This is a genomic window from Streptomyces actinomycinicus (assembly GCF_016741775.1).
GTDB classification, from domain to species: domain Bacteria; phylum Actinomycetota; class Actinomycetes; order Streptomycetales; family Streptomycetaceae; genus Streptomyces; species Streptomyces actinomycinicus.
Genome location: NZ_JAERRK010000001.1, coordinates 341,181 through 359,428, shown reverse-complemented (window position 1 = coordinate 359,428; position 18,248 = coordinate 341,181). Strand labels below are relative to the sequence as shown.

The 18,248-nt window shown below is 72.5% G+C and carries 17 protein-coding genes; 15 read left to right on the top strand and 2 right to left on the bottom strand.

Annotation, left to right across the window (positions count from 1 at the left end):
- Positions 1–42 precede the first annotated feature (42 nt).
- From JK359_RS01640 to JK359_RS01610, 7 genes are all read left to right on the top strand, one after another.
- The gene (locus JK359_RS01640) at positions 43–1,086 is read left to right on the top strand and encodes an ABC transporter substrate-binding protein (RefSeq protein ID WP_201830806.1); all 1,044 of its coding nucleotides are present in this window, start codon (positions 43–45) and stop codon (positions 1,084–1,086) included.
- Positions 1,083–1,931, top strand: coding sequence for an ABC transporter permease (locus tag JK359_RS01635; RefSeq protein ID WP_201830798.1), 849 nt, complete (start codon positions 1,083–1,085; stop codon positions 1,929–1,931). Before JK359_RS01640 ends, JK359_RS01635 begins: the two co-directional genes overlap by 4 nt.
- Positions 1,907–2,641 carry an ABC transporter ATP-binding protein gene (locus tag JK359_RS01630; RefSeq protein ID WP_201830796.1) on the top strand — a complete coding sequence of 245 codons (735 nt, stop codon included), beginning with the start codon at positions 1,907–1,909 and terminating at the stop codon, positions 2,639–2,641. The genes JK359_RS01635 and JK359_RS01630 overlap by 25 nt, the downstream gene beginning before the upstream one ends.
- Entirely contained in the window at positions 2,638–3,984 is a 1,347-nt protein-coding gene (locus tag JK359_RS01625) for an LLM class flavin-dependent oxidoreductase (protein WP_201830794.1), read from the top strand. Before JK359_RS01630 ends, JK359_RS01625 begins: the two co-directional genes overlap by 4 nt.
- A 14-nt stretch (positions 3,985–3,998) precedes the next feature.
- Positions 3,999–4,895 (top strand): TauD/TfdA dioxygenase family protein, encoded by an 897-nt coding sequence (locus JK359_RS01620; RefSeq protein ID WP_201830792.1) that lies wholly within the window; start codon positions 3,999–4,001, stop codon positions 4,893–4,895.
- A gap of 121 nt (positions 4,896–5,016) precedes the next feature.
- A complete protein-coding gene (locus JK359_RS01615) occupies positions 5,017–6,399 on the top strand; it encodes an amino acid permease (RefSeq protein ID WP_201830790.1) in 1,383 nt (460 codons plus the stop codon).
- A 120-nt stretch (positions 6,400–6,519) separates the two neighbouring features.
- A complete protein-coding gene (locus tag JK359_RS01610; protein WP_201830788.1) occupies positions 6,520–7,167 on the top strand; it encodes a superoxide dismutase in 648 nt (215 codons plus the stop codon).
- A gap of 108 nt (positions 7,168–7,275) precedes the next feature.
- On the opposite strand, the gene JK359_RS01605 is transcribed toward JK359_RS01610, so the two are convergent.
- Entirely contained in the window at positions 7,276–7,887 is a 612-nt protein-coding gene (locus JK359_RS01605; RefSeq protein ID WP_201830786.1) for a histidine phosphatase family protein, read from the bottom strand.
- 125 nt (positions 7,888–8,012) lie between these two features.
- Positions 8,013–9,434, bottom strand: a complete 1,422-nt coding sequence (locus JK359_RS01600; protein WP_201830784.1) for an FGGY-family carbohydrate kinase — start codon at positions 9,432–9,434, stop codon at positions 8,013–8,015.
- A gap of 180 nt (positions 9,435–9,614) precedes the next feature.
- On the opposite strand from JK359_RS01600, the gene JK359_RS01595 reads away from it, so the two are divergent.
- The 8 genes from JK359_RS01595 to JK359_RS01560 are packed head-to-tail and all read left to right on the top strand — an operon-like array spanning position 9,615 to position 18,239.
- Positions 9,615–11,051: an ABC transporter substrate-binding protein gene (locus tag JK359_RS01595; RefSeq protein WP_201830782.1), complete on the top strand. Its 1,437-nt coding sequence runs from the start codon at positions 9,615–9,617 to the stop codon at positions 11,049–11,051.
- Positions 11,051–11,935 (top strand): carbohydrate ABC transporter permease, encoded by an 885-nt coding sequence (locus tag JK359_RS01590; protein ID WP_201830780.1) that lies wholly within the window; start codon positions 11,051–11,053, stop codon positions 11,933–11,935. Before JK359_RS01595 ends, JK359_RS01590 begins: the two co-directional genes overlap by 1 nt.
- Positions 11,932–12,816: a carbohydrate ABC transporter permease gene (locus tag JK359_RS01585; RefSeq protein ID WP_236677119.1), complete on the top strand. Its 885-nt coding sequence runs from the start codon at positions 11,932–11,934 to the stop codon at positions 12,814–12,816. The genes JK359_RS01590 and JK359_RS01585 overlap by 4 nt, the downstream gene beginning before the upstream one ends.
- Positions 12,813–13,901: an ABC transporter ATP-binding protein gene (locus tag JK359_RS01580; protein WP_201830778.1), complete on the top strand. Its 1,089-nt coding sequence runs from the start codon at positions 12,813–12,815 to the stop codon at positions 13,899–13,901. The genes JK359_RS01585 and JK359_RS01580 overlap by 4 nt, the downstream gene beginning before the upstream one ends.
- On the top strand, positions 13,898–14,722 hold the full coding sequence (locus JK359_RS01575; protein ID WP_201830777.1) for a DeoR/GlpR family DNA-binding transcription regulator: 825 nt from the start codon (positions 13,898–13,900) through the stop codon (positions 14,720–14,722). The genes JK359_RS01580 and JK359_RS01575 overlap by 4 nt, the downstream gene beginning before the upstream one ends.
- On the top strand, positions 14,700–15,773 hold the full coding sequence (locus JK359_RS01570) for an ABC transporter ATP-binding protein (protein WP_201830771.1): 1,074 nt from the start codon (positions 14,700–14,702) through the stop codon (positions 15,771–15,773). The genes JK359_RS01575 and JK359_RS01570 overlap by 23 nt, the downstream gene beginning before the upstream one ends.
- The gene (locus JK359_RS01565) at positions 15,770–16,795 is read left to right on the top strand and encodes a 2-hydroxyacid dehydrogenase (RefSeq protein WP_201830770.1); all 1,026 of its coding nucleotides are present in this window, start codon (positions 15,770–15,772) and stop codon (positions 16,793–16,795) included. The genes JK359_RS01570 and JK359_RS01565 overlap by 4 nt, the downstream gene beginning before the upstream one ends.
- A 16-nt stretch (positions 16,796–16,811) precedes the next feature.
- Positions 16,812–18,239 (top strand): FGGY-family carbohydrate kinase, encoded by a 1,428-nt coding sequence (locus JK359_RS01560; RefSeq protein WP_201830769.1) that lies wholly within the window; start codon positions 16,812–16,814, stop codon positions 18,237–18,239.
- Positions 18,240–18,248 lie beyond the last annotated feature (9 nt).

The window sequence follows — 18,248 nt, the reverse complement described above, 5'->3', positions numbered from 1 at the left end:
TTTCACGGCTTTTCCTTCCCCCTTTCTCCTGGGAGTCCTCCCATGCACCGTCGTGTCTTTCTCACGTCCCTGCTCGGCGCGTCCGCCGCCGCCGTGGGCCTCAGCGGCTGCGCCAAGGGCGATGCGTCCGCCGAGACCAAGGGGGCCGCCACCAGGCCGCTCGCGGCCGAGGTGCCCGCCGGGACCAGCCTGAAGATCGCCTCCTACCAGGGCCAGCAGCAACTGCAGTTCAGGCTGGCGAAACTGCCCGCGCTGCCGTTCACGGTGTCGGGCTGGGCGAACATCGGGGCCGGACCGGACGTCATCAACGCCTTCCGCGCGGGATCCCTGGACGTCGCCAACAACGCCGGGATCCCGCCGATCCAGGCGCACTACCAGGGGTTCGACGCGAAGATCGTGGCGATCGGCATCACCCGTAAACCGAACTACCTCTTCGCCACCAAGCCCGGCAGCGACATCGGCTCGGTCCAGGACTTCCGGGGCAGGAAGCTCGCGTTCTCGCAGGGGCAGGCGCAGGGTGTCGTGCTGCTGCGGGCGCTGAAGCAGGCGGGCCTGGCCTACGACGACGTGGAGTTGGTCCCGCTGACCAGCAACCAGTTCCTGACAGCCCTGCAGTCGGGACAGGTGGACATCGCCCCGCTGGCCAACAGCCAGTCCCCGGCCTACCTGAAGCAGTACGGGGGCAAGGGCGCCCACGTCATCAAGACCGACGTCGTCGACCTGCTCAACCTCCTGTGGGCACCGCAGTCCGTGCTGAACGACCCGGCGAAGGCCGCCGCGATCGCCGCCTACGTCCCGCAGTGGGCCAAGGGCCAGGTGTGGCAGTACGAGCACCCGGACCAGTGGAACGAGGAATTCTACGTCAAGACCCAGAACCTGACCCCGCAGCAGGCGAAGTCCATCACGGACCTCGCGAACAAGCCGCTGTTCCCGCCCAGCTGGGACGAGGCGATCAAGTGGGAGCAGGAGACGGCCGATCTGCTGGCGGGGGGCGGCTTCGTGAAGAAGTTCGACGTCTCCTCGCTCTTCGACCACCGCTTCGAGTCGATCGCCGCCGACGCCGTACCCGAGGAGTACCGGAAATGACCGCCGTGACCACCACGACGACCGCCGCGCCGGCGCCGGTGACCGGGGAACTCCCCCAGGTCCGCAGGCGCCGCCGCCTCTCCCCCGGCCGCCGGCTGCCCGCCGCCCGGCTGGCCGGCCCGCTGCTGGTCGTCGCCCTCTGGGCCGCCGCCTCGGCCGCCGGACGGCTCGACCCGGGCGCGGTCCCGGCGCCCTGGACGGTCCTGAAGACGGCAGCCCACCTGTGGACGGAGGGCACGCTCCCCGGTGACGTGCTGACCTCCCTGCAACGGGCCGCGTACGGCTTCGCGATCGGTCTGACCGCCGGGATCACCCTCGCCCTGGCCTCCGGACTCAGCCGGGCCGGGGAGGCCCTGATCGACGGCACCGTGCAGCTCAACCGGGCGATCCCCACCCTCGGCCTGATCCCGCTGTTCATCCTCTGGCTGGGCATCGGAGAGACCTTCAAGATCGCCATCATCGCGATCGTCGTCTACATCCCCATCTACCTGAACACGCACGCCGCGCTGTCCGGCATCGACAGCCGGTACGTCGAACTCGCCGAGGTGCAGGGCCTGTCGAGGTTCGCCTTCGTCCGCCAGGTGGTGATCCCCGGCGCGCTGCCCGGATTCTTCGTGGGGCTCCGGCTCGGTGTGACCGGCTCCTGGCTGGGTCTGGTGGTGCTGGAACAGATCAACGCCACCAGCGGCCTGGGCTACCTGATGTTCCAGGCGCAGAACTACGGCCAGTCCGACGTCATCCTGGTCGGCCTGCTGATCTACGGCGTCTTCGGCCTGGTCTCCGACAGCGTGGTCCGTCTGATCGAACGGAGGGTGCTGTCATGGCGCCGCACACTGAGCAGCTGACCCGTCCCGCCGTCCGGCTCCAGGGCCTCACCCGGTCGTTCGACGGCCGTACCGTCCTCGACGGCATCGACCTCGACCTGCCCGCCGGCCAGTTCACGGCCCTGCTCGGGCACAGCGGCTCCGGCAAGTCCACCCTGTTGCGGGCCGTCGCCGGCCTGGACCACGGGGTGGCCGGCACGGGGCAGCTCACCGCCCCGGAGCGGGTGTCGGTGGTGTTCCAGGACTCCCGGCTGCTGCCCTGGCGCCGGGTGCTGGACAACGTACTCCTCGGCCTGGACGGCAAGGACGCCGTGGAGCGCGGCCGGGCCGCGCTGGCGGAGGTCGGCCTGAAGGGCAGGGAGCGGGCCTGGCCAGGGCAGCTCTCCGGCGGCGAGGCCCAGCGGGCGGCGCTCGCCCGCTCCCTGGTGCGCGAGCCCGAACTGCTGCTGGCGGACGAGCCGTTCGGCGCGCTGGACGCGCTGACCCGGATCAAGATGCACAGCCTGCTGCGCGACCTGTGGAAGCGGCACCGGCCGTCCGTGCTGCTGGTCACGCACGACGTGGACGAGGCGATCGTCCTCGCCGACCGGGTGCTCGTCCTGGAGCGGGGCCGGATCGGCCTCGACCTGACCATCGACCACCCCCACCCGCGCTCCTACCGGGAGCCGGTGCTGGGCGAGTACCGGGAGCGGCTGCTGGCCGCGCTCGGCGTCACGGAGGACCACGCATGACCCGGCAACTGCACCTCAACGCGTTCCTGATGAACACCGGCCACCACGAGGCGTCCTGGCGGCTCCCGGAGAGCGACCCGTACGCGCACGTCGACCTCGCCCACTACGTCGGACTGGCGCGGACCGCCGAGCGCGGCACCTTCGACTCACTTTTCCTCGCCGACGGCCCCCAGCTGTGGGGCAACCTCGCCCAGCGGCCGGCCGGCGCCCTGGAGCCGCTCACCCTGCTGACCGCGCTGGCGACGGCGACCGAGCACATCGGCCTGATCGCCACCGCCTCCACCTCCTACAACTCCCCCTACAACCTGGCCCGCAAGTTCGCCTCGCTGGACATCATCAGCGGCGGCCGGGCGGGCTGGAACATCGTCACCACCGCCGGTGCCGAGGCGGCCCGCAACTTCGGACTGGAGCACGAGCCCGCGCACGCCGAGCGGTACGCCCGGGCGGCCGAGTTCGTCGACGTCGCCCTGAAGCTGTGGGACAGCTGGGAGGACGACGCGATCGTCGCCGACAAGTCGGCCGGCGTCTGGGGCGACGACAGCAAGGTCCATCCGCCCCGGCACCAGGGGACGTACTTCAGCGTCGCCGGGGCCCTCAACGTGCCGCGCAGCCCGCAGGGCTATCCGCTCCTGGTGCAGGCGGGCTCCTCGGAGGACGGCAAGGCGTTCGCCGCCCGGTACGCGGAGGCGGTCTTCACCGCCCAGCAGACCCTCGCCGACGCGCAGGCCTTCTACGCCGGCCTCAAGGCCCGTACCGCACAGGCCGGACGCGACCCCGGGCACATCAAGGTGCTGCCCGGCATCGTCCCCGTGCTCGGGTCCACGGAGGCCGAGGCACGGGCGGCGGAGCAGCTGCTGGAGGACCACATCGTGCACGCGCACGGGGTGGACCGCCTGGAGAACCTGCTGCGGCTGGAGCCCGGCACCCTCGAGCTGGACGCCCCGCTCCCCGACGGCCTGCCGCCCGAGTCCGCCATCGAGGGCGCCAGGAGCCGCTACACGCTGATCGTGGAGCTGGCCCGGCGCGAGCGGCTCACCGTGCGGCAGCTGATCGGCCGGCTCGGCGGCGGGCGCGGGCACCTCACCTTCGCCGGGACGCCCGAGCAGGTCGCCGACGAGATCGAGACCTGGTTCACGCAGGGCGCCGCCGACGGCTTCAACATCATGCCGGCCGTGCTGCCCTCCGGCCTGGACGCCTTCGTCGAGCACGTCGTACCGCTCCTGCGCGCCCGCGGCCTGCTCCGCACGGGGTACGACGGCCGCCCCCACCAGACGCTGCGGGAGCGCTACGGCCTGCCCCGCCCCGTCAACCAGTACCTCACCTCCCTCCCCGCCCTCGTCTGAAAGGACCAGCGCACATGTCCATCGAGATCACCAAGGTCACCGCACGCATCGGAGCGAAGGTCTCCGGCGTCGACATCTCCCGGCCGCTCGCCGCGGAGGAGGTCGCCGCGGTCCGGGAAGCCCTCAACGTGCACAAGGCGCTCGTCTTCGACGACGTGCGCCTGGACGACGAGGGCCAGCAGGCCTTCGCCCGGCACTTCGGTGAGCTGACCACCGCCCACCCGACGGTCGGCGCGGTCGACGGTGCCCCGCACGTGCTGCCGGTCGACAGCGAACGGGGCCGCGCCAACCACTGGCACACCGACGTCACCTTCGTCCTCAACCCGCCGCAGGCCAGCACCCTGCGCAGCATCACGGTCCCGCCGTACGGGGGCGAGACCCTGATCGCGAGTGCGGCGGCGGCCTACCGCGACCTGCCCGAGCCGCTGCGCCGCTTCGCCGACACCCTGTGGGCCGAGCACACCAACGACTACGACTACGCGGTGCCGGACGAGGAGGTGGACGAGGAGAGGGCCGCCCAGCGGGCCGAGTTCACGTCCATCACGTACCGCACCGCCCACCCGGTGGTCCGGGTGCACCCGCTGACCGGCGAGCGCGGGCTGTTCATCGGCGGGTTCGCGCAGCGGATCGTCGGCCTGTCGGCCGGTGAGTCCCGAAGGATCCTGGACCTGCTCCAGGCGTACGTCACCCGTCCGGAGAACGTGCTGCGGTGGCGCTGGTCGCAGAACCAGCTCGTCCTCTTCGACAACCGCATCACCCAGCACTACGCCGTCGACAACTACGACGGACGGCCACGGCGGCTGCACCGGGTGACCGTCGCCGGTGACGTGCCGGCCGGCATCGACGGCAAGGAGAGCTACTCGATCGAGGGCGACGCCTCGCACTACACGCCGGTGCTCACGGCAGCGTGACCGCGGGTTCACCCTGTGTGCAGGGGGTGTCCGGATAGTGGGCGGCCCCTTCGCCTCAGCGGACGGGCCGCCCAGACTGGCTGGGTTTTTACCCTCCTATTGCACTGGGGAAGCCGCACCCATGCCCAGCAGCACGACCACACAGACGCCGCCGCAAGAGCAGCCCGACTCCCTCTCGCACGGCCTCAAGCAGCGCCACCTGTCGATGATCGCCCTCGGCGGCGTGATCGGCGCCGGCCTGTTCGTCGGCTCCGGTGCGGGCATCGCCGCAGCCGGCCCGTCCATCGTGATCGCCTACACCGTCTCCGGCCTCCTGGTGATGCTGGTGATGCGGATGCTCGGCGAGATGTCGGCCGCGTACCCGTCGTCGGGCTCCTTCTCGGCGCACGCCGAGCGGGCGATGGGCCCCTGGGCCGGCTTCACCGCCGGCTGGTCGTTCTGGGTGCTGCTCTGCACGGCGGTAGGCCTGGAGGGCATCGGCGCCGCGAAGATCGTCCAGGGCTGGCTGCCGGGCACCCCGCAGTGGATGTGGGTGGCCCTGTTCATGGTGGTGTTCTGCGGGGCGAACCTGGCCGCCGTGAAGAACTTCGGCGAGTTCGAGTTCTGGTTCGCGGCCCTGAAGGTCGGCGCGATCAGCCTGTTCCTCGTGCTCGGCGTGCTGGCCATGACGGGTGTCCTGCCGGACGTCGACGCGCCCGGCGCCTCGAACCTGACCGACTTCATGCCCCACGGCAGCGAGGGCCTGCTGGTCGGCCTGCTGGCCTCGGTGTTCGCGTACGGCGGCCTGGAGACGGTCACCATCGCGGCCGCCGAGTCGGAGGACCCGGTACGGGGCGTGGCCTCCGCCGTGCGGACGGCGATGTGGCGCATCGCGCTCTTCTACATCGGCTCGATGGCGGTCGTGGTCACCCTGGTCCCGTGGGACTCCGAGGAGGTCGTGGAGAAGGGCCCGTACGTGGCCACGCTCGACCACCTCGGCATCCCGGGGGCGGGCCAGCTGATGAACGTGGTCGTGCTGGTGGCCCTGCTGTCCGCGATGAACGCCAACATCTACGGCTCCTCGCGGATCGCCTACTCGCTGGTCGAGCGCGGCCAGGGCCCGAAGGTGCTGGCGAAGCTGTCCGGCGGGGTCCCCCGGATCGCGGTGCTCACGTCGTGCTTCTTCGGCTTCGTCTGCGTGCTGCTGAGCTACTGGCGCCCGGACGACGTCTTCCCCTGGCTGCTCAACATGATCGGCGCGGTCATCCTGGTCGTCTGGATCTTCATCGCGGTCTCCCAGCTCATGCTGCGCCGGCGGATCGAACGCGAGGCCCCCGAGAAGCTGGTCGTCCGGATGTGGGCGTTCCCGTGGCTGACCTGGGTGGCGCTGGCCGGCATGGTGGCCATCTTCGTCCTGATGGCGCGGGAGCCGGACACCCGGGTCCAGCTGTACTCGACGGGCGCGATGACGCTGGTCCTGGCGGCCGTCGGATACGCCTGGCAGCGGGCCCGCGCCCGGCGCTGACCCTCCTGCCCGAAGAGGCCCCCACGTGCGACACGTGGGGGCCTTTCTGTTGTTCCGACGTTGTTATTGCTAGCGTGTAGTTGCAAGCTACTTGCAATAAGGTTCCGGAGGGGATCACCCATGCCCGTGTACACGCTGCCCGACCTGCCCTACGACTACGCGGCGCTCGCCCCCGTGATCAGCCCCGAGATCATCGAGCTGCACCACGACAAGCACCACGCCGCCTACGTGAAGGGCGCCAACGACACCCTGGAGCAGCTCGCCGAGGCGCGTGACAAGGAGTCGTGGGGCTCGGTCAACGGGCTGGAAAAGAACCTGGCCTTCCACCTCTCCGGGCACATCCTGCACTCGATCTACTGGCAGAACATGACCGGCCCGAAGGACGGCGGCGGCGAGCCGCTGGCCGCCGACGGCGTGGGCGAACTGGCCGACGCGATCAAGGAGTCGTTCGGCTCCTTCGCCGCGTTCAGGGCCCAGCTGTCCAAGGCCTCGGCCACCACCCAGGGGTCGGGCTGGGGCGTGCTGGCGTACGAGCCGCTGAGCGGGCGCCTGATCGTGGAGCAGGTCTACGACCACCAGGGCAACGTGGGCCAGGGCACCACCCCGATCCTGGTCTTCGACGCCTGGGAGCACGCCTTCTACCTCCAGTACCGCAACCAGAAGGTGGACTTCATCGAGGCGATGTGGCAGGTCGTCGACTGGCAGGACGTGGCCCGCCGGTACGCGGCCGCCGCGTCGCGCACGGACGTGCTGCTGCTCGCCCCCTGAGCCGGCCCCGCCCGGGAAACGTCCTGCCTCGTGATCGTCTTCTCACCTTTCACCGGGCAGGCGGATGAGGGGAGGACCCCCGCGAGGACGTGACTCGCGGGGGTCCTCTCATGCGCAGGGCACGTTGAGCGAGAGCAGTGCGGTGTGTTCAGCGCCGATGCGGACCTCGGTCACGGCGGCGTTGCGCAGCCGCGGGAGGACCCTGCGGTACTCGGCGAGCGGGATGCCGAGGAGCGAGCACAGCACCAGCCGCAGCAGGGTGTTGTGGGCGACCACCAGGACCCGGCCGCCGGGATGGGCGGCCGCGATCCGGCGCAGGGCGGCCGTGCCGCGCTCCGCCGCCGCGCGGGGGTCCTCGGCGCCGGGGAACGGGTGTGCCACCGGGTCGGTGCGGAACGCCTCCGCCGCGTCCGGGTCCTGCGCCGCGAACTCCGCGAGGGTACGGCCCTCCACCACGCCGAAGTCGCACTCCCGCAGGCCCGTTTCACTGCGCGCGGTGACACCGAGGGCCCGGCAGGCGGGCTCGGCGGTGGCGACCGCGCGGGACAGCGGCGAGGTCCAGACCGCCTCCACGGGATGTGCGGCCGCCCACCGGCCCAGCGCCTCGGCCTGCGCCCGCCCGGTGTCCGTCAGGGACACGTCGCTGACTCCCGCGTACCGGTTCTCCGCGTGCCAGACAGTCTCGCCGTGGCGGGCCAGGAGGAGGGTGGCGGAGGTCATGGGCAGCAGTATCGCGGGTCTTCCGCCGCCGGGGGCGTCCTTCGCGGCCGGCTTCTCGTCCGCCGCGGCGCCGGGCGACGGTGACGGCACGGACCGGCGGTGCCGGACCCTGCGCGGGCCGTCCCTCACAACCGGCCCCGCGCATGCCGGGCCACCGGGCGCGGCAGCCAGCCCCGCGCCTCCAGCTCCCCCACCAGCCGGGCGTACGGCTCGGTGAAGCGGGGCGTGCGCTCCGGGCGGGGGTCGACCGTCGTACCGGAGCGCACCATGCCCTCGGCGGTGTCCGCGAGCGCCGGCCCGGCCCCCGTGCCGTACGCGGCCAGCGCCGCCATGCCCAGGGCCGGTTCGGTGCGGGCCGGTACCCGCACCGGGCGGCCCAGGACGTCGGCGCGGAGCTGCGTCCAGTAGGCGCTGCGGGCGGCACCCCCGGTGAAGGTGAGGGGGCCGTCGAGGGGGGCGCCCAGGTGGTGGAGGTAGTCCAGGCAGAGGCGTTCCGCGAAGGCGACGCCCTGCAGGAGGGCCGCCCACAGGTCGGCGTCCGACTCCGGGTCGCCGAGGAGGAGGGCGGTGGCCCCGGGGGCGTGGAACGGGAAGCGTTCACCGGGTGAGACGAGGGGGTAGGCCACCGCGCTCGACGGTTCGAAGCCGGCCGCCCGGGCGTCCAGCGCGGCCTGGTCGGCGCCCGGGAAGCGGGCGGTGAGGATGCCGGCCCCGACGCTGGAGGCGCCGCCCGGCCACCAGGCCCCTTCCGGCGACCGGTGGTTGTAGACCACGCCCGCCGGGTCGTGCACCGGCTCGGCGGCCGCGCCCTTCAGCACCAGTGTCGTCCCGAGCACCGAGTTCCAGGCGCCCTCGCGCAGCGCGCCGGCGGCGATCTGGGCAGCGCAGCCGTCGGTCATGCCGGCGATGACGGGCGTGCCGGCCGGGATGCCGGTGGCGTCGGCGGCCGCCGCGCAGACCTCGCCGAGCCGGGTGCCGGGGCGGACGACGTCCGGGAGCACGCCCGCGGGCAGCCCGGTGATGTCCGGCCAGGCGGCGCGCCGCAGGTCGTAGGCCGTCTTCAGGGCGTGGCTGGAGTCGCTGGGCACCGGGTGTCCGACCAGCCGGGACGTGATCACGTCGGGCTGGTGCGCGACCCGGCCGGCACCGTGCCGGTCGACCAGCCAGCGCACCTTGGGCAGCGCCCAGGTGTCCTGCACCGCGAGCCCGGCCGACCGCAGCCGCGCGCCCTCGGCCGCGGCCCGCCGGTCGTCGTACATCAGGGCCGGTGCCAGCGGGCGGCCCGAGCCGTCGGTGAGCAGCACGGTCCCGGAGGTCCCGCACACCGCGAGCCCGCCCACCCGCGCCCGCACCCCGTCGAGCGCCGCCCGGCAGGCCGTGCACACCGCCTCCCACCACTCCGCCGGGTCCTGTTCGTGCCGTACGCCCTCCCGGCGCCCGCGCAGCAGTGGTGCCGTCCCGCCGCCGAGCACCCTGCCGTCGGCCGTGACGAGCAGGGCCCGCGCTCCCTGCGTGCCGAGGTCCACCCCGAGCCACGCCCACTCCATCCGAACCTCCCGCTCATCGCGACCGGCTCTGTGAACTTCCCACTCCCCTCTGAGATTTGCCCCTGGTTTCCCCGTGCACAAGGGATTGACGGGCCTTCGTCGCCGTTACACCCTCTGTTGTCGAGTCGACTCGCACTGTTAACCCGCCAGACCCCACCGCCCCACCGACGGAGGTCCCGGATGGACAGGCACGTGCACGACCGCCGACGCTTCCTCGCTCTCGCCGGCGCCCTCGCCGCAGGTACGGCCGCGACCCCGCTGCTCTCGGCCTGCGGCACCGGTTTCGGCGGCAACGACGGCAACGGGGACGGTGGTTCGGCCGCGGACGACGTCACCGGGGCCTTCGACTGGAAGCGGGAGAAGGGCACCACCGTCAAGGCGCTGCTGAACAAGCACCCGTACACGGACGCCCTGATCGCCGACCTGAAGTCGTTCACCGAGAAGACCGGCATCGAGGTGAGCTACGACGTCTTCCCGGAGGACAACTACTTCGACAAGCTCACCGTCGACCTGTCGAGCGGACGCGCCTCCTACGACGTCTTCATGCTCGGCGCCTACATGGTCTGGCAGTACGGTCCGCCGGGCTGGCTGGAGGACCTCGGCCCGTGGATGCGCAACTCCTCGGCGACCGGAGCCGAATGGGACCGGGCGGACTTCTTCCCGAACCTGCTCCGGGCCGACCAGTGGTCACTGAAGGCGGGCGCGCCGCTCGGCCGGGGCGGACAGTACGCGCTGCCGTGGGGCTGGGAGACCAACGTGGTCGCCTACAACACCGAGGTGTTCCGCAGACTGGGGCTGAAACCGGCCGAGTCGTTCGAGGAGCTGCGCGAGCTGGCCGGGGTGATCAAGCGGAAGGCTCCGGGCGCCGGGTTCGACGGCATGTACGGGATCGCCGTGCGCGGGTCGCGGAGCTGGGCGACCATCCACCCCGGGTTCATGACGATGTACGCCCGCAACGGGCTGCGCGACTTCACGGTCGACGGCGGCAGGCTCACGCCCGCCATGAACTCCCCGGAGGCGGTCGCCTTCACCGAGGACTGGGCGGCCATGGTGAAGCAGGGCGGGCCGCCGTCCTGGACGTCGTACACCTGGTACCAGTGCTCCAGCGACCTCGGCGCGCGGAAGGCCGCGATGCTGTTCGACGCCGACACGGCCGCCTACTTCCAGGCCGTGAAGGGCGCGAGCCCCGCCTCCGGGAAGATCGCCTTCCATCCGGGGCCGAAGGGGCCGGACGGTTCGCTCGCCACCAACATGTGGATCTGGTCGCTCGGCATGAACGCCAGGAGCAGACGGAAGAGCGCGAGCTGGCTGTTCCTGCAGTGGGCGACCGGCAAGGAGCACCTGCGCAGGGCCGCGCTGGCGCACCACCACATCGACCCGGTGCGCAGGTCGGTGAGCCAGGACGGCGCGTACAAGGACAAGATGAGGCACCTGCCCGGCTTCATCGAGACCTTCGAGACGGTCGCCGACCAGACGAAGATCCAGTTCACCCCGCAGGCACAGTTCTTCGACGCCACCACCAGCTGGGCGGCGGCCCTGCAGGAGATCTACGGCGGCAAGGACGCGAAGTCCGTGCTGGACGGCCTCGCGGGCGACCTGAAGCCGAAGGTCGGCTGATGCGCCCGCGCCCCGCGCTGCGGCCGTACCTCCTCGTGCTCCCGGCCCTGCTGCTGACCTGCGGGATCCTCTACCCGTTCGGACTCGGCCTGTACTACACGCTGTTCGACTTCTCGGCGGCCGAACCGCAGCCGGACCTGGTCGGCCTCGAGAACTACCGGACGGTGTTCACCCAGGACGCCTTCTGGAACTCGGCCTGGGTGACCGTGCTGTACGCGGTCGGCGCGGCCGGGGTGGAGACCGTGCTCGGGGTGGCCGTGGCGCTGCTGCTGCACCGTTCGTCGCTGGTGGGCAGGGTCCTGGAGAAGATCCTGATCCTGCCGCTGATGATCGCCCCGGTGATCGCGGCGATCATGTGGAAGCTGATGCTCCAGCCGTCCGTGGGGGTGGTCAACCACCTGCTGAGACCCCTCGGTCTGGGCGGGGTTCAGTGGACGGACACGCCGACGGGGGCGCTGCTGTCGTCGATCGCCGTGGACGTGTGGGTGTACACGCCGTTCGTGGCGATCCTCGCCCTGGCCGGGCTGCGGTCGCTGCCCGCCTCCCCGTTCGAGGCGGCGGCCGTGGACGGCGCCGGCTGGTGGTACACCTTCCGGCGGCTGACCCTGCCCATGCTGTGGCCGTACGTCCTGGTCGCGGTGATCTTCCGGTTCATGGACTCGCTGAAGGTCTTCGACATCATCTACGCGCTGACCGAGGGTGGCCCCGGCGACTCCACGGTGGTGCTGCAGATCCGGGCGTATCTGGAGGCGATCCGGTTCCAGCGGTACTCGTTCGGGATCAGCTACACGGTGGTGCTGTGGGCCGTGGTCTACCTGGCGGCGGCGGTGCTGGTCCGGAGTCTGGGCCGCATCCAGCGGAAGGCCGCGGAGGTGTCCGGATGAAGGGGCGGCAGGCAGCGGGCGTCCGGGCGCGGGGGCGGCAGGCCGCGGGCGTCCGGGCGCGGGGGCGGCTCGGCGGGTGGCTGGCGGACGCCGCCCTGATCCTGTACTTCGTCTTCGCGCTGTTCCCGGTCGCCTGGATGCTGATCCTCTCCCTCAAACCGGCCGACCAGCTGTTCAGCACCTACTTCTCCTTCACCCCGACCCTGGAGTCGTACCGGACCGTGCTGGGCGACCGCGAGGGCATCCCCTTCACCCGCTTCTTCGGCAACAGCCTGGTGGTGTCGGTGGGCGCGGTCGCACTGTCGCTGGTGGTCGGCCTGCCGGCCGCGTACGCCTCGGCGCGCCTGCGGTTCAAGGGCTCCGAGAACCTGATGTTCACGCTGCTGTCGTTCCGGTTCGCGCCCGAACTCACGGTGATCGTCCCGCTGTTCGTGCTGTACCAGAAACTGGGGCTGTTCGACACGTACGTCGGCATGGTGTGGGTGCTGCAGCTGATCACGCTGCCGCTGGTGGTGTGGATCATGCGCTCGTACTTCGCGGACCTCACCCCGGAGCTGGAGCAGGCGGCCCTGCTCGACGGGTACACGCGCACGCAGGCGTTCTTCAAGGTCGCCCTGCCGCTGGTCAAGCCGGGCGTCGCGGCCGTGTCGCTGCTGGCGTTCATCTTTGCCTGGAACAACTTCGTCTTCCCGCTGATCCTCACCTCCAACGAGGCCCAGACCGTGACCGTGGGCGCGCTGTCCTTCCTCGGCGGCGACCGGCCCAAGTACAACCTCACGGCCGCCGCCGCCCTCGTCTCCGTCGTCCCGCCGCTGCTGCTCGCGCTGACCATCCAGCGGTACCTGGTGCGCGGACTGTCCTTCGGGGCGGTGAAGTCGTGAGCATCGCGCTGCGCGGGATACGGAAGTCGTACGGCCGCACCACCGCCCTGGACGGTCTCGAACTCGACGTCCGGGACGGCGAGTTCTTCTGCCTGCTCGGACCGTCCGGGGCCGGCAAGACCACCACCCTGAAGACGGTCGCCGGGCTGGAGCGGCCCGAGGCCGGCACCGTCGAGATCGACGGCCGGGACATGCGGGACGTGGAACCGTACGACCGGGGCGTGGCGATGTGCTTCGAGAGCTACGCCCTGTATCCGCACCGGTCCGTGTACGACAACCTGGTCTCACCGCTGCGCTCCCCGCGCCACCGGCTGCCGGCCGCCGAGGCCCGGGACCGGGTCGGCGCCGTCGCCGGTCTGCTCGGCATCGGCGGCCTGCTGGACCGGATGCCGGGGCAGCTGTCCAACGGGCAGCGGCAGCGGGTCGCGCTCGGCCGGGTACTGGTCCGCCCGGCCCGGGCGTTCCTGCTGGACGAGCCCCTGTCCCACCTGGACGCCAAGCTGCGCCAGCAGATGCGGGCGGAGCTGAAGGCGATCGGCGCCGTCCGCCGCACCACCACCCTGTACGTCACCCACGACGCCGTGGAGGCGCTGGCGCTCGGCGACCGGATCGGGGTCATCCGGGACGGGCGGATCGTGCAGACCGGCACCCGCGAGGACATCTGGTACCGGCCGTACGACACCGAGGTCGCCCGCGCCTTCGGGCGGCCCCGGATCAATCTGCTGCCCGGCGCGGTGACCGGTACCGGGCACTTCCGGTCGGCCGACGGGGCGTTCGGACTGCCGCTGCCCACGCGGGTGCCGCCCGGCACGGAGGTGCTGGTCGGGGTGCGGCCCCGGGACGTGACGCTCACCGGCGACGGGCACCGCCTCACCGGCACCGTGTACGTCACCGAGGTGCTCGGCCGGTCCGTGGAGGTGACCGTGCGGATCGGCGGGCAGGCGCTGTCGCTCGTGGCGGCCCGCGGCGAGGCGGCCGGACTGCGCCCCGACGACCCGGTCCGCCCGGCTGTCCGGCCTGAGAACCTGCTCGTGTTCGAGGCCGACCGGCCCGGGCGCCCAGGACGACGGATCGAGCGACGATGAGCAGCACCGGTGCACAGGGACCCGCGGCCCGGCAGGCCGCCATGGCCGAACTCGTCCTCGCCGAGGGCTCGGCAACCGCGGCCGAGCTGGCCGAGCGGTTCGGTGTCAGCCTGATGACCATCCACCGGGACCTGGACGAACTCGAACGGCAGGGCATCGTCCGCAAGTCGCGGGGCGGGGTGACCGCACAGCCCTCCGGTGTGTTCGAGTCGAACGTGCAGTACCGGCTGAAGACCATGCGCCCGCAGAAGGCCGCGCTCGCCGAGCACGCCCTGCGGCAGATCGAGCCCGGCATGGCGATCCTGCTGGACGACTCCACCTCCACCCTGGAGATAGCCCGCCGGCTGCGGCTCGGCGAGATCACCCCGCTGACCGTCGTCACCAACTTCCTGGAGGCCATCAATCTCCTCGCCGGCCAGCGGGGCATCCATCTGATGGCGCTCGGCGGGGACTACGACCGGCTGCACTCCTCCTTCCTCGGGGTGTCCTGCGTGGAAGCGGTCGGCCAGCTCCGGGTCGACGTCGGCTTCGTGTCCACCTCGGGCGTGCACGGCGGCTACGCCTACCACCAGGAGCAGCACATCGTCTCCGTGAAGCGGGCCATGCTCGACGTGGCCGCCCGCAACGTGCTCCTGGTCGACCACACCAAGCTGGGCCGGGTCGCCCTGCACCGGGTGGCCCCCCTCTCCCGTTTCGACCTGCTGCTGGTGGACGACGGAGCCTCGCCGGAGGCGCTGCGCGACCTGGACGAGCACAAGGTGCGTCATGAGGTGTGCGCCACCGATCCGAGGGAGGGCGATGACCGCGCTGGAGCTACGTGAGCTGCGCAAGACCTACCGGGCGCGGGGCCGCCCGCCGGTGGAGGCGGTCCGGGGCATCGACCTGCGCCTGGACTCCGGTGAACTGCTGGGCCTGCTGGGGCCGTCGGGCTGCGGGAAGTCCACGACCTTACGGATGATCGCGGGTCTTGAGGCGGTGACCGGCGGGGACATCCTGGTCGGCGGCACGTCGGTGACGGACCGGCCGGCGCAGCGGCGCAACATCGGGGTCGCCTTCGAGAACTACGCGCTGTACCCGCCGCTGACGGTCGCGGAGAACCTGGCGTTCGGACTGCGGGCCCGCAGGGGGAGCCGGGACGAGGACGTCTCCCGCCGGGTCGCCGAGATCGCCGAGCGGGTCGGTCTCACCGGGATCCTCGATGCCCGCCCGGCCGGCCTGTCCAGCGGGCAGAAGCAGCGCGTCTGTCTCGCCCGCGCCCTGGTCCGGGAGCCGGACGTCCTCCTGCTGGACGAGCCGCTGTCGCACCTGGACGCGGCCCGGCGCGACACCACCCGCCGCGAACTCAAGCGCCTCCAGCGGGACCTGGGCCACACCACCATCCTCGTCACCCACGACCAGGAGGAGGCCCTGTCCCTCGCCGACCGGATCGCCGTCATGCGGGACGGCGTGATCCAGCAGCTCGGCACCCCCTACGAGATCTACGACAGTCCCGCCACCGCGTTCGTGGCGGACTTCGTCGGCGAACCCGCGATCAACCTGCTGCCGGGCGTCGCCGGCGCCGACGGCCGTGCCCGGCTCTCCGCCGGGGTGCGGATCCCGCTGCCGGTGCCGGTGCCGGAGGGCCGCCCGGTGCTGGTCGGCATCCGCCCGGAGGAACTGGGACTCACCGGCGCCGACGGCCTTCCCGCCCGGGTCGTCGCCCACGAGCCCCTGCTGGAGTCGGGCATCGCCACCCTCGCCCTGCCCGGGGTGGAACGGCATCTGGTGGTGCTGACCGGGCCCGAGGTGCGGCTCGCCCACGGCGAGCAGGTCCGGGTGGCGGCCGGACTCGTCCATGTCTTCGACGCCGAGACGGGAGACTCCCTGCGATGACTTCCAGTGGTGTGCGTGTGGTGGCCGCCGGCGACCACTTCGTCCTGCCGTCCCTCATCACCCGGGCGCTCGAGAAGGAGGCCGACTGCACGGTGCGGGAGCTGACGCTTGGCTGGCCGCTCGAGCCGTTCGGGCCGGTCGCCGAGGTGAGCGAGGCCAGTGACGCCGAGGAGGAGCTGATCGGCGCGCTCGCGGACGCGCAGGTCCTGGTCACGCAGATGGGCCCGGTCACCGGACGCGTCCTCGCGGCGTGCCCGGCGCTGCGCCTGGTGGTGGTCTGCCGGGGCGGCCCGGTGAACGTGAACCTGGAGGCGGCGGCACGGCACGGTGTGCGCGTGTGCTTCGCGCCGGGCCGCAATGCCGCCGCCACCGCCGAGTTCACCGTCGGCCTGCTGCTCGCCGCCCTGCGCCGCATCCCGCAGGCCCACGGACTCCTGGCCGGACAGGGGAGTTGGGCCGGGTCGTCGTACTACACCTACGAGCACAGCGGCCTGGAGCTGGAGGACCTGCCGGTCGGGCTCGTCGGCTACGGCGCGGTGGGCAGCCGGGTCGCCCGCGTGCTGGGCGCGTTCGGGGCCCGGGTGATGGTGTACGACCCGTACGTGCGCGGCGAGGTGCTCGGGCTGCGCCTGCCCGCGCTGGAGGACCTGCTGCGCCGCTCGGCCGTGATCACCCTGCACGCCCGGCTCACCGCGGAGACCAGGGGCCTGATCGGCGCCCCGGAGCTGGCGCTGCTGCCGCCGGGCGCGGTGGTGGTCAACGCGGCGCGGGGTCCCCTGCTGGACGAGGACGCGCTGTGCGACGCGCTCGCGGACGGGCGGCTCGGTGCGGCGGCCCTGGACACCTACGCCCGTGAGCCGCTTCCGCCGGACGCCCGGCTGCGGGCGCTGGCCGACCGGGTGGTGCTGACCCCGCACCTCGGCGGGGCCAGCCGCGCGGTGGCGGAGAAGGCCGCCCGGATCGCGGCGGCCGAGGTGGGGCGGTGGGTGCGCGGGGAACCGCTCGCGCACCGTCTGGTCTGAGCACCCAGGGGGTGTCATGTACGTCGGGATCGATGTGGGTACGTCCATGGTGAAGGCCGCCGCTTTCGACCGGGACGGGCGGGAGCTGGGCGTCGAGGCGCGGCCGGTGGGCCTGGACCTGCGGGGCGGGGCCGTGGAGCAGGACATGGCGGAGGTGTGCGCGGCCGTCGTCGCCGTGCTGGAGGCGCTGACCGCGCGGGTGCCGGGGCCCGTGGAGCTGGCCGGGCTGACCGGGCAGGGGGACGGGGTGTGGCTGGTGGACGCCGCGGGCCGTCCGGTGCGGCCGGCGATCTCGTGGATGGACGGCCGGGCGCACGAACTGGTGGACCAGTGGCTGGCGGACGGCACCTTCGAGACGGTCTTCCGGCGTACCGGAAGCGCCATGTTCCCGGGCTGTCCGGGGCCGCTGCTGGCCTGGCTGGACCGGCACGAGCCGGACGCCCTGCGGCGGGCGGCGGCGGCCGTCTACTGCAAGGACATGGTCTTCCAGCGGCTGACCGGCGCGGGGCGCGCGGTGACGGACGTGTCGGACGCGTCGATGCCGTTCCTGGATCCGCGCACCCGGCGTTACGACAACGGAGTCGTGGAGCTGCTCGGGCTGACCGGCCGGCGTCGGCTGCTGCCCGCGATCGGCGATCCGATCGCGACGGGTGAGGCGAGCGGCGAGGGCCTGCCGGCCGGCACCCGGCTGTCGAACGGCCCGTACGACCTGCCCGCCTGCGCGCTCGGCGCGGGCGTCACCGCGCCCGGTGACGGACTGCTGATCGTCGGCACCTGTCTGGCGAGCCTGGTGGCCACTACCGAGCTGGACCTCGGCGGCGAACCGGCGGGCCTGTACATCTCCACCGACCGGCCCGGGCGGCTGCTGCGGGCGATGCCGGCGATGGTGGGCACGGCGGCGCTGGACTGGGTGCTGCGGACGACGGGCGCCCGGCACGAGGAGCTGGACGACCTGCTGACCGCCGCTCCGCCCGGCGCGCACGGGGTGCGGGTGCTGCCCTACTTCGCGCCGTCCGGCGAGCGCGCCCCCTTCGTGGAGCCGGGCCTGCGGGCCGAACTCCTCGGGGTCTGCCTGGAGTCGACGCCCGCCGATCTGGTCCGGGCGACCTGCGAGGGCATCGGGTACGCGGCCCGGCACTGCCTGGAGGCCGCGGGCCTGACCGGCTCGCTCGCGGTGTGCGGCGGCGGGACCCGCAGCCCCGCCTGGGTGGGCCTGCTGGCCGACGTGCTGGGCCGGCCGCTGCGGGTGGTGGAGGGCGAGGTCGGCGCGCGGGGCGCGGTGCTCGCGGCGGCCGAGCGGTACGGGGTGCCGCTGGACGCGGCGGCCTGGACCGAGCCGGCCCGTACGGTCGAGCCGGACCCGGACCGGGCGGCGTGCTACGCCAAGGGGTACGAGGAGCACCTGGAGCTGCTGGCCGGGGCACGGGAACGGGCCCGGCGCTGAGCCGGGCCC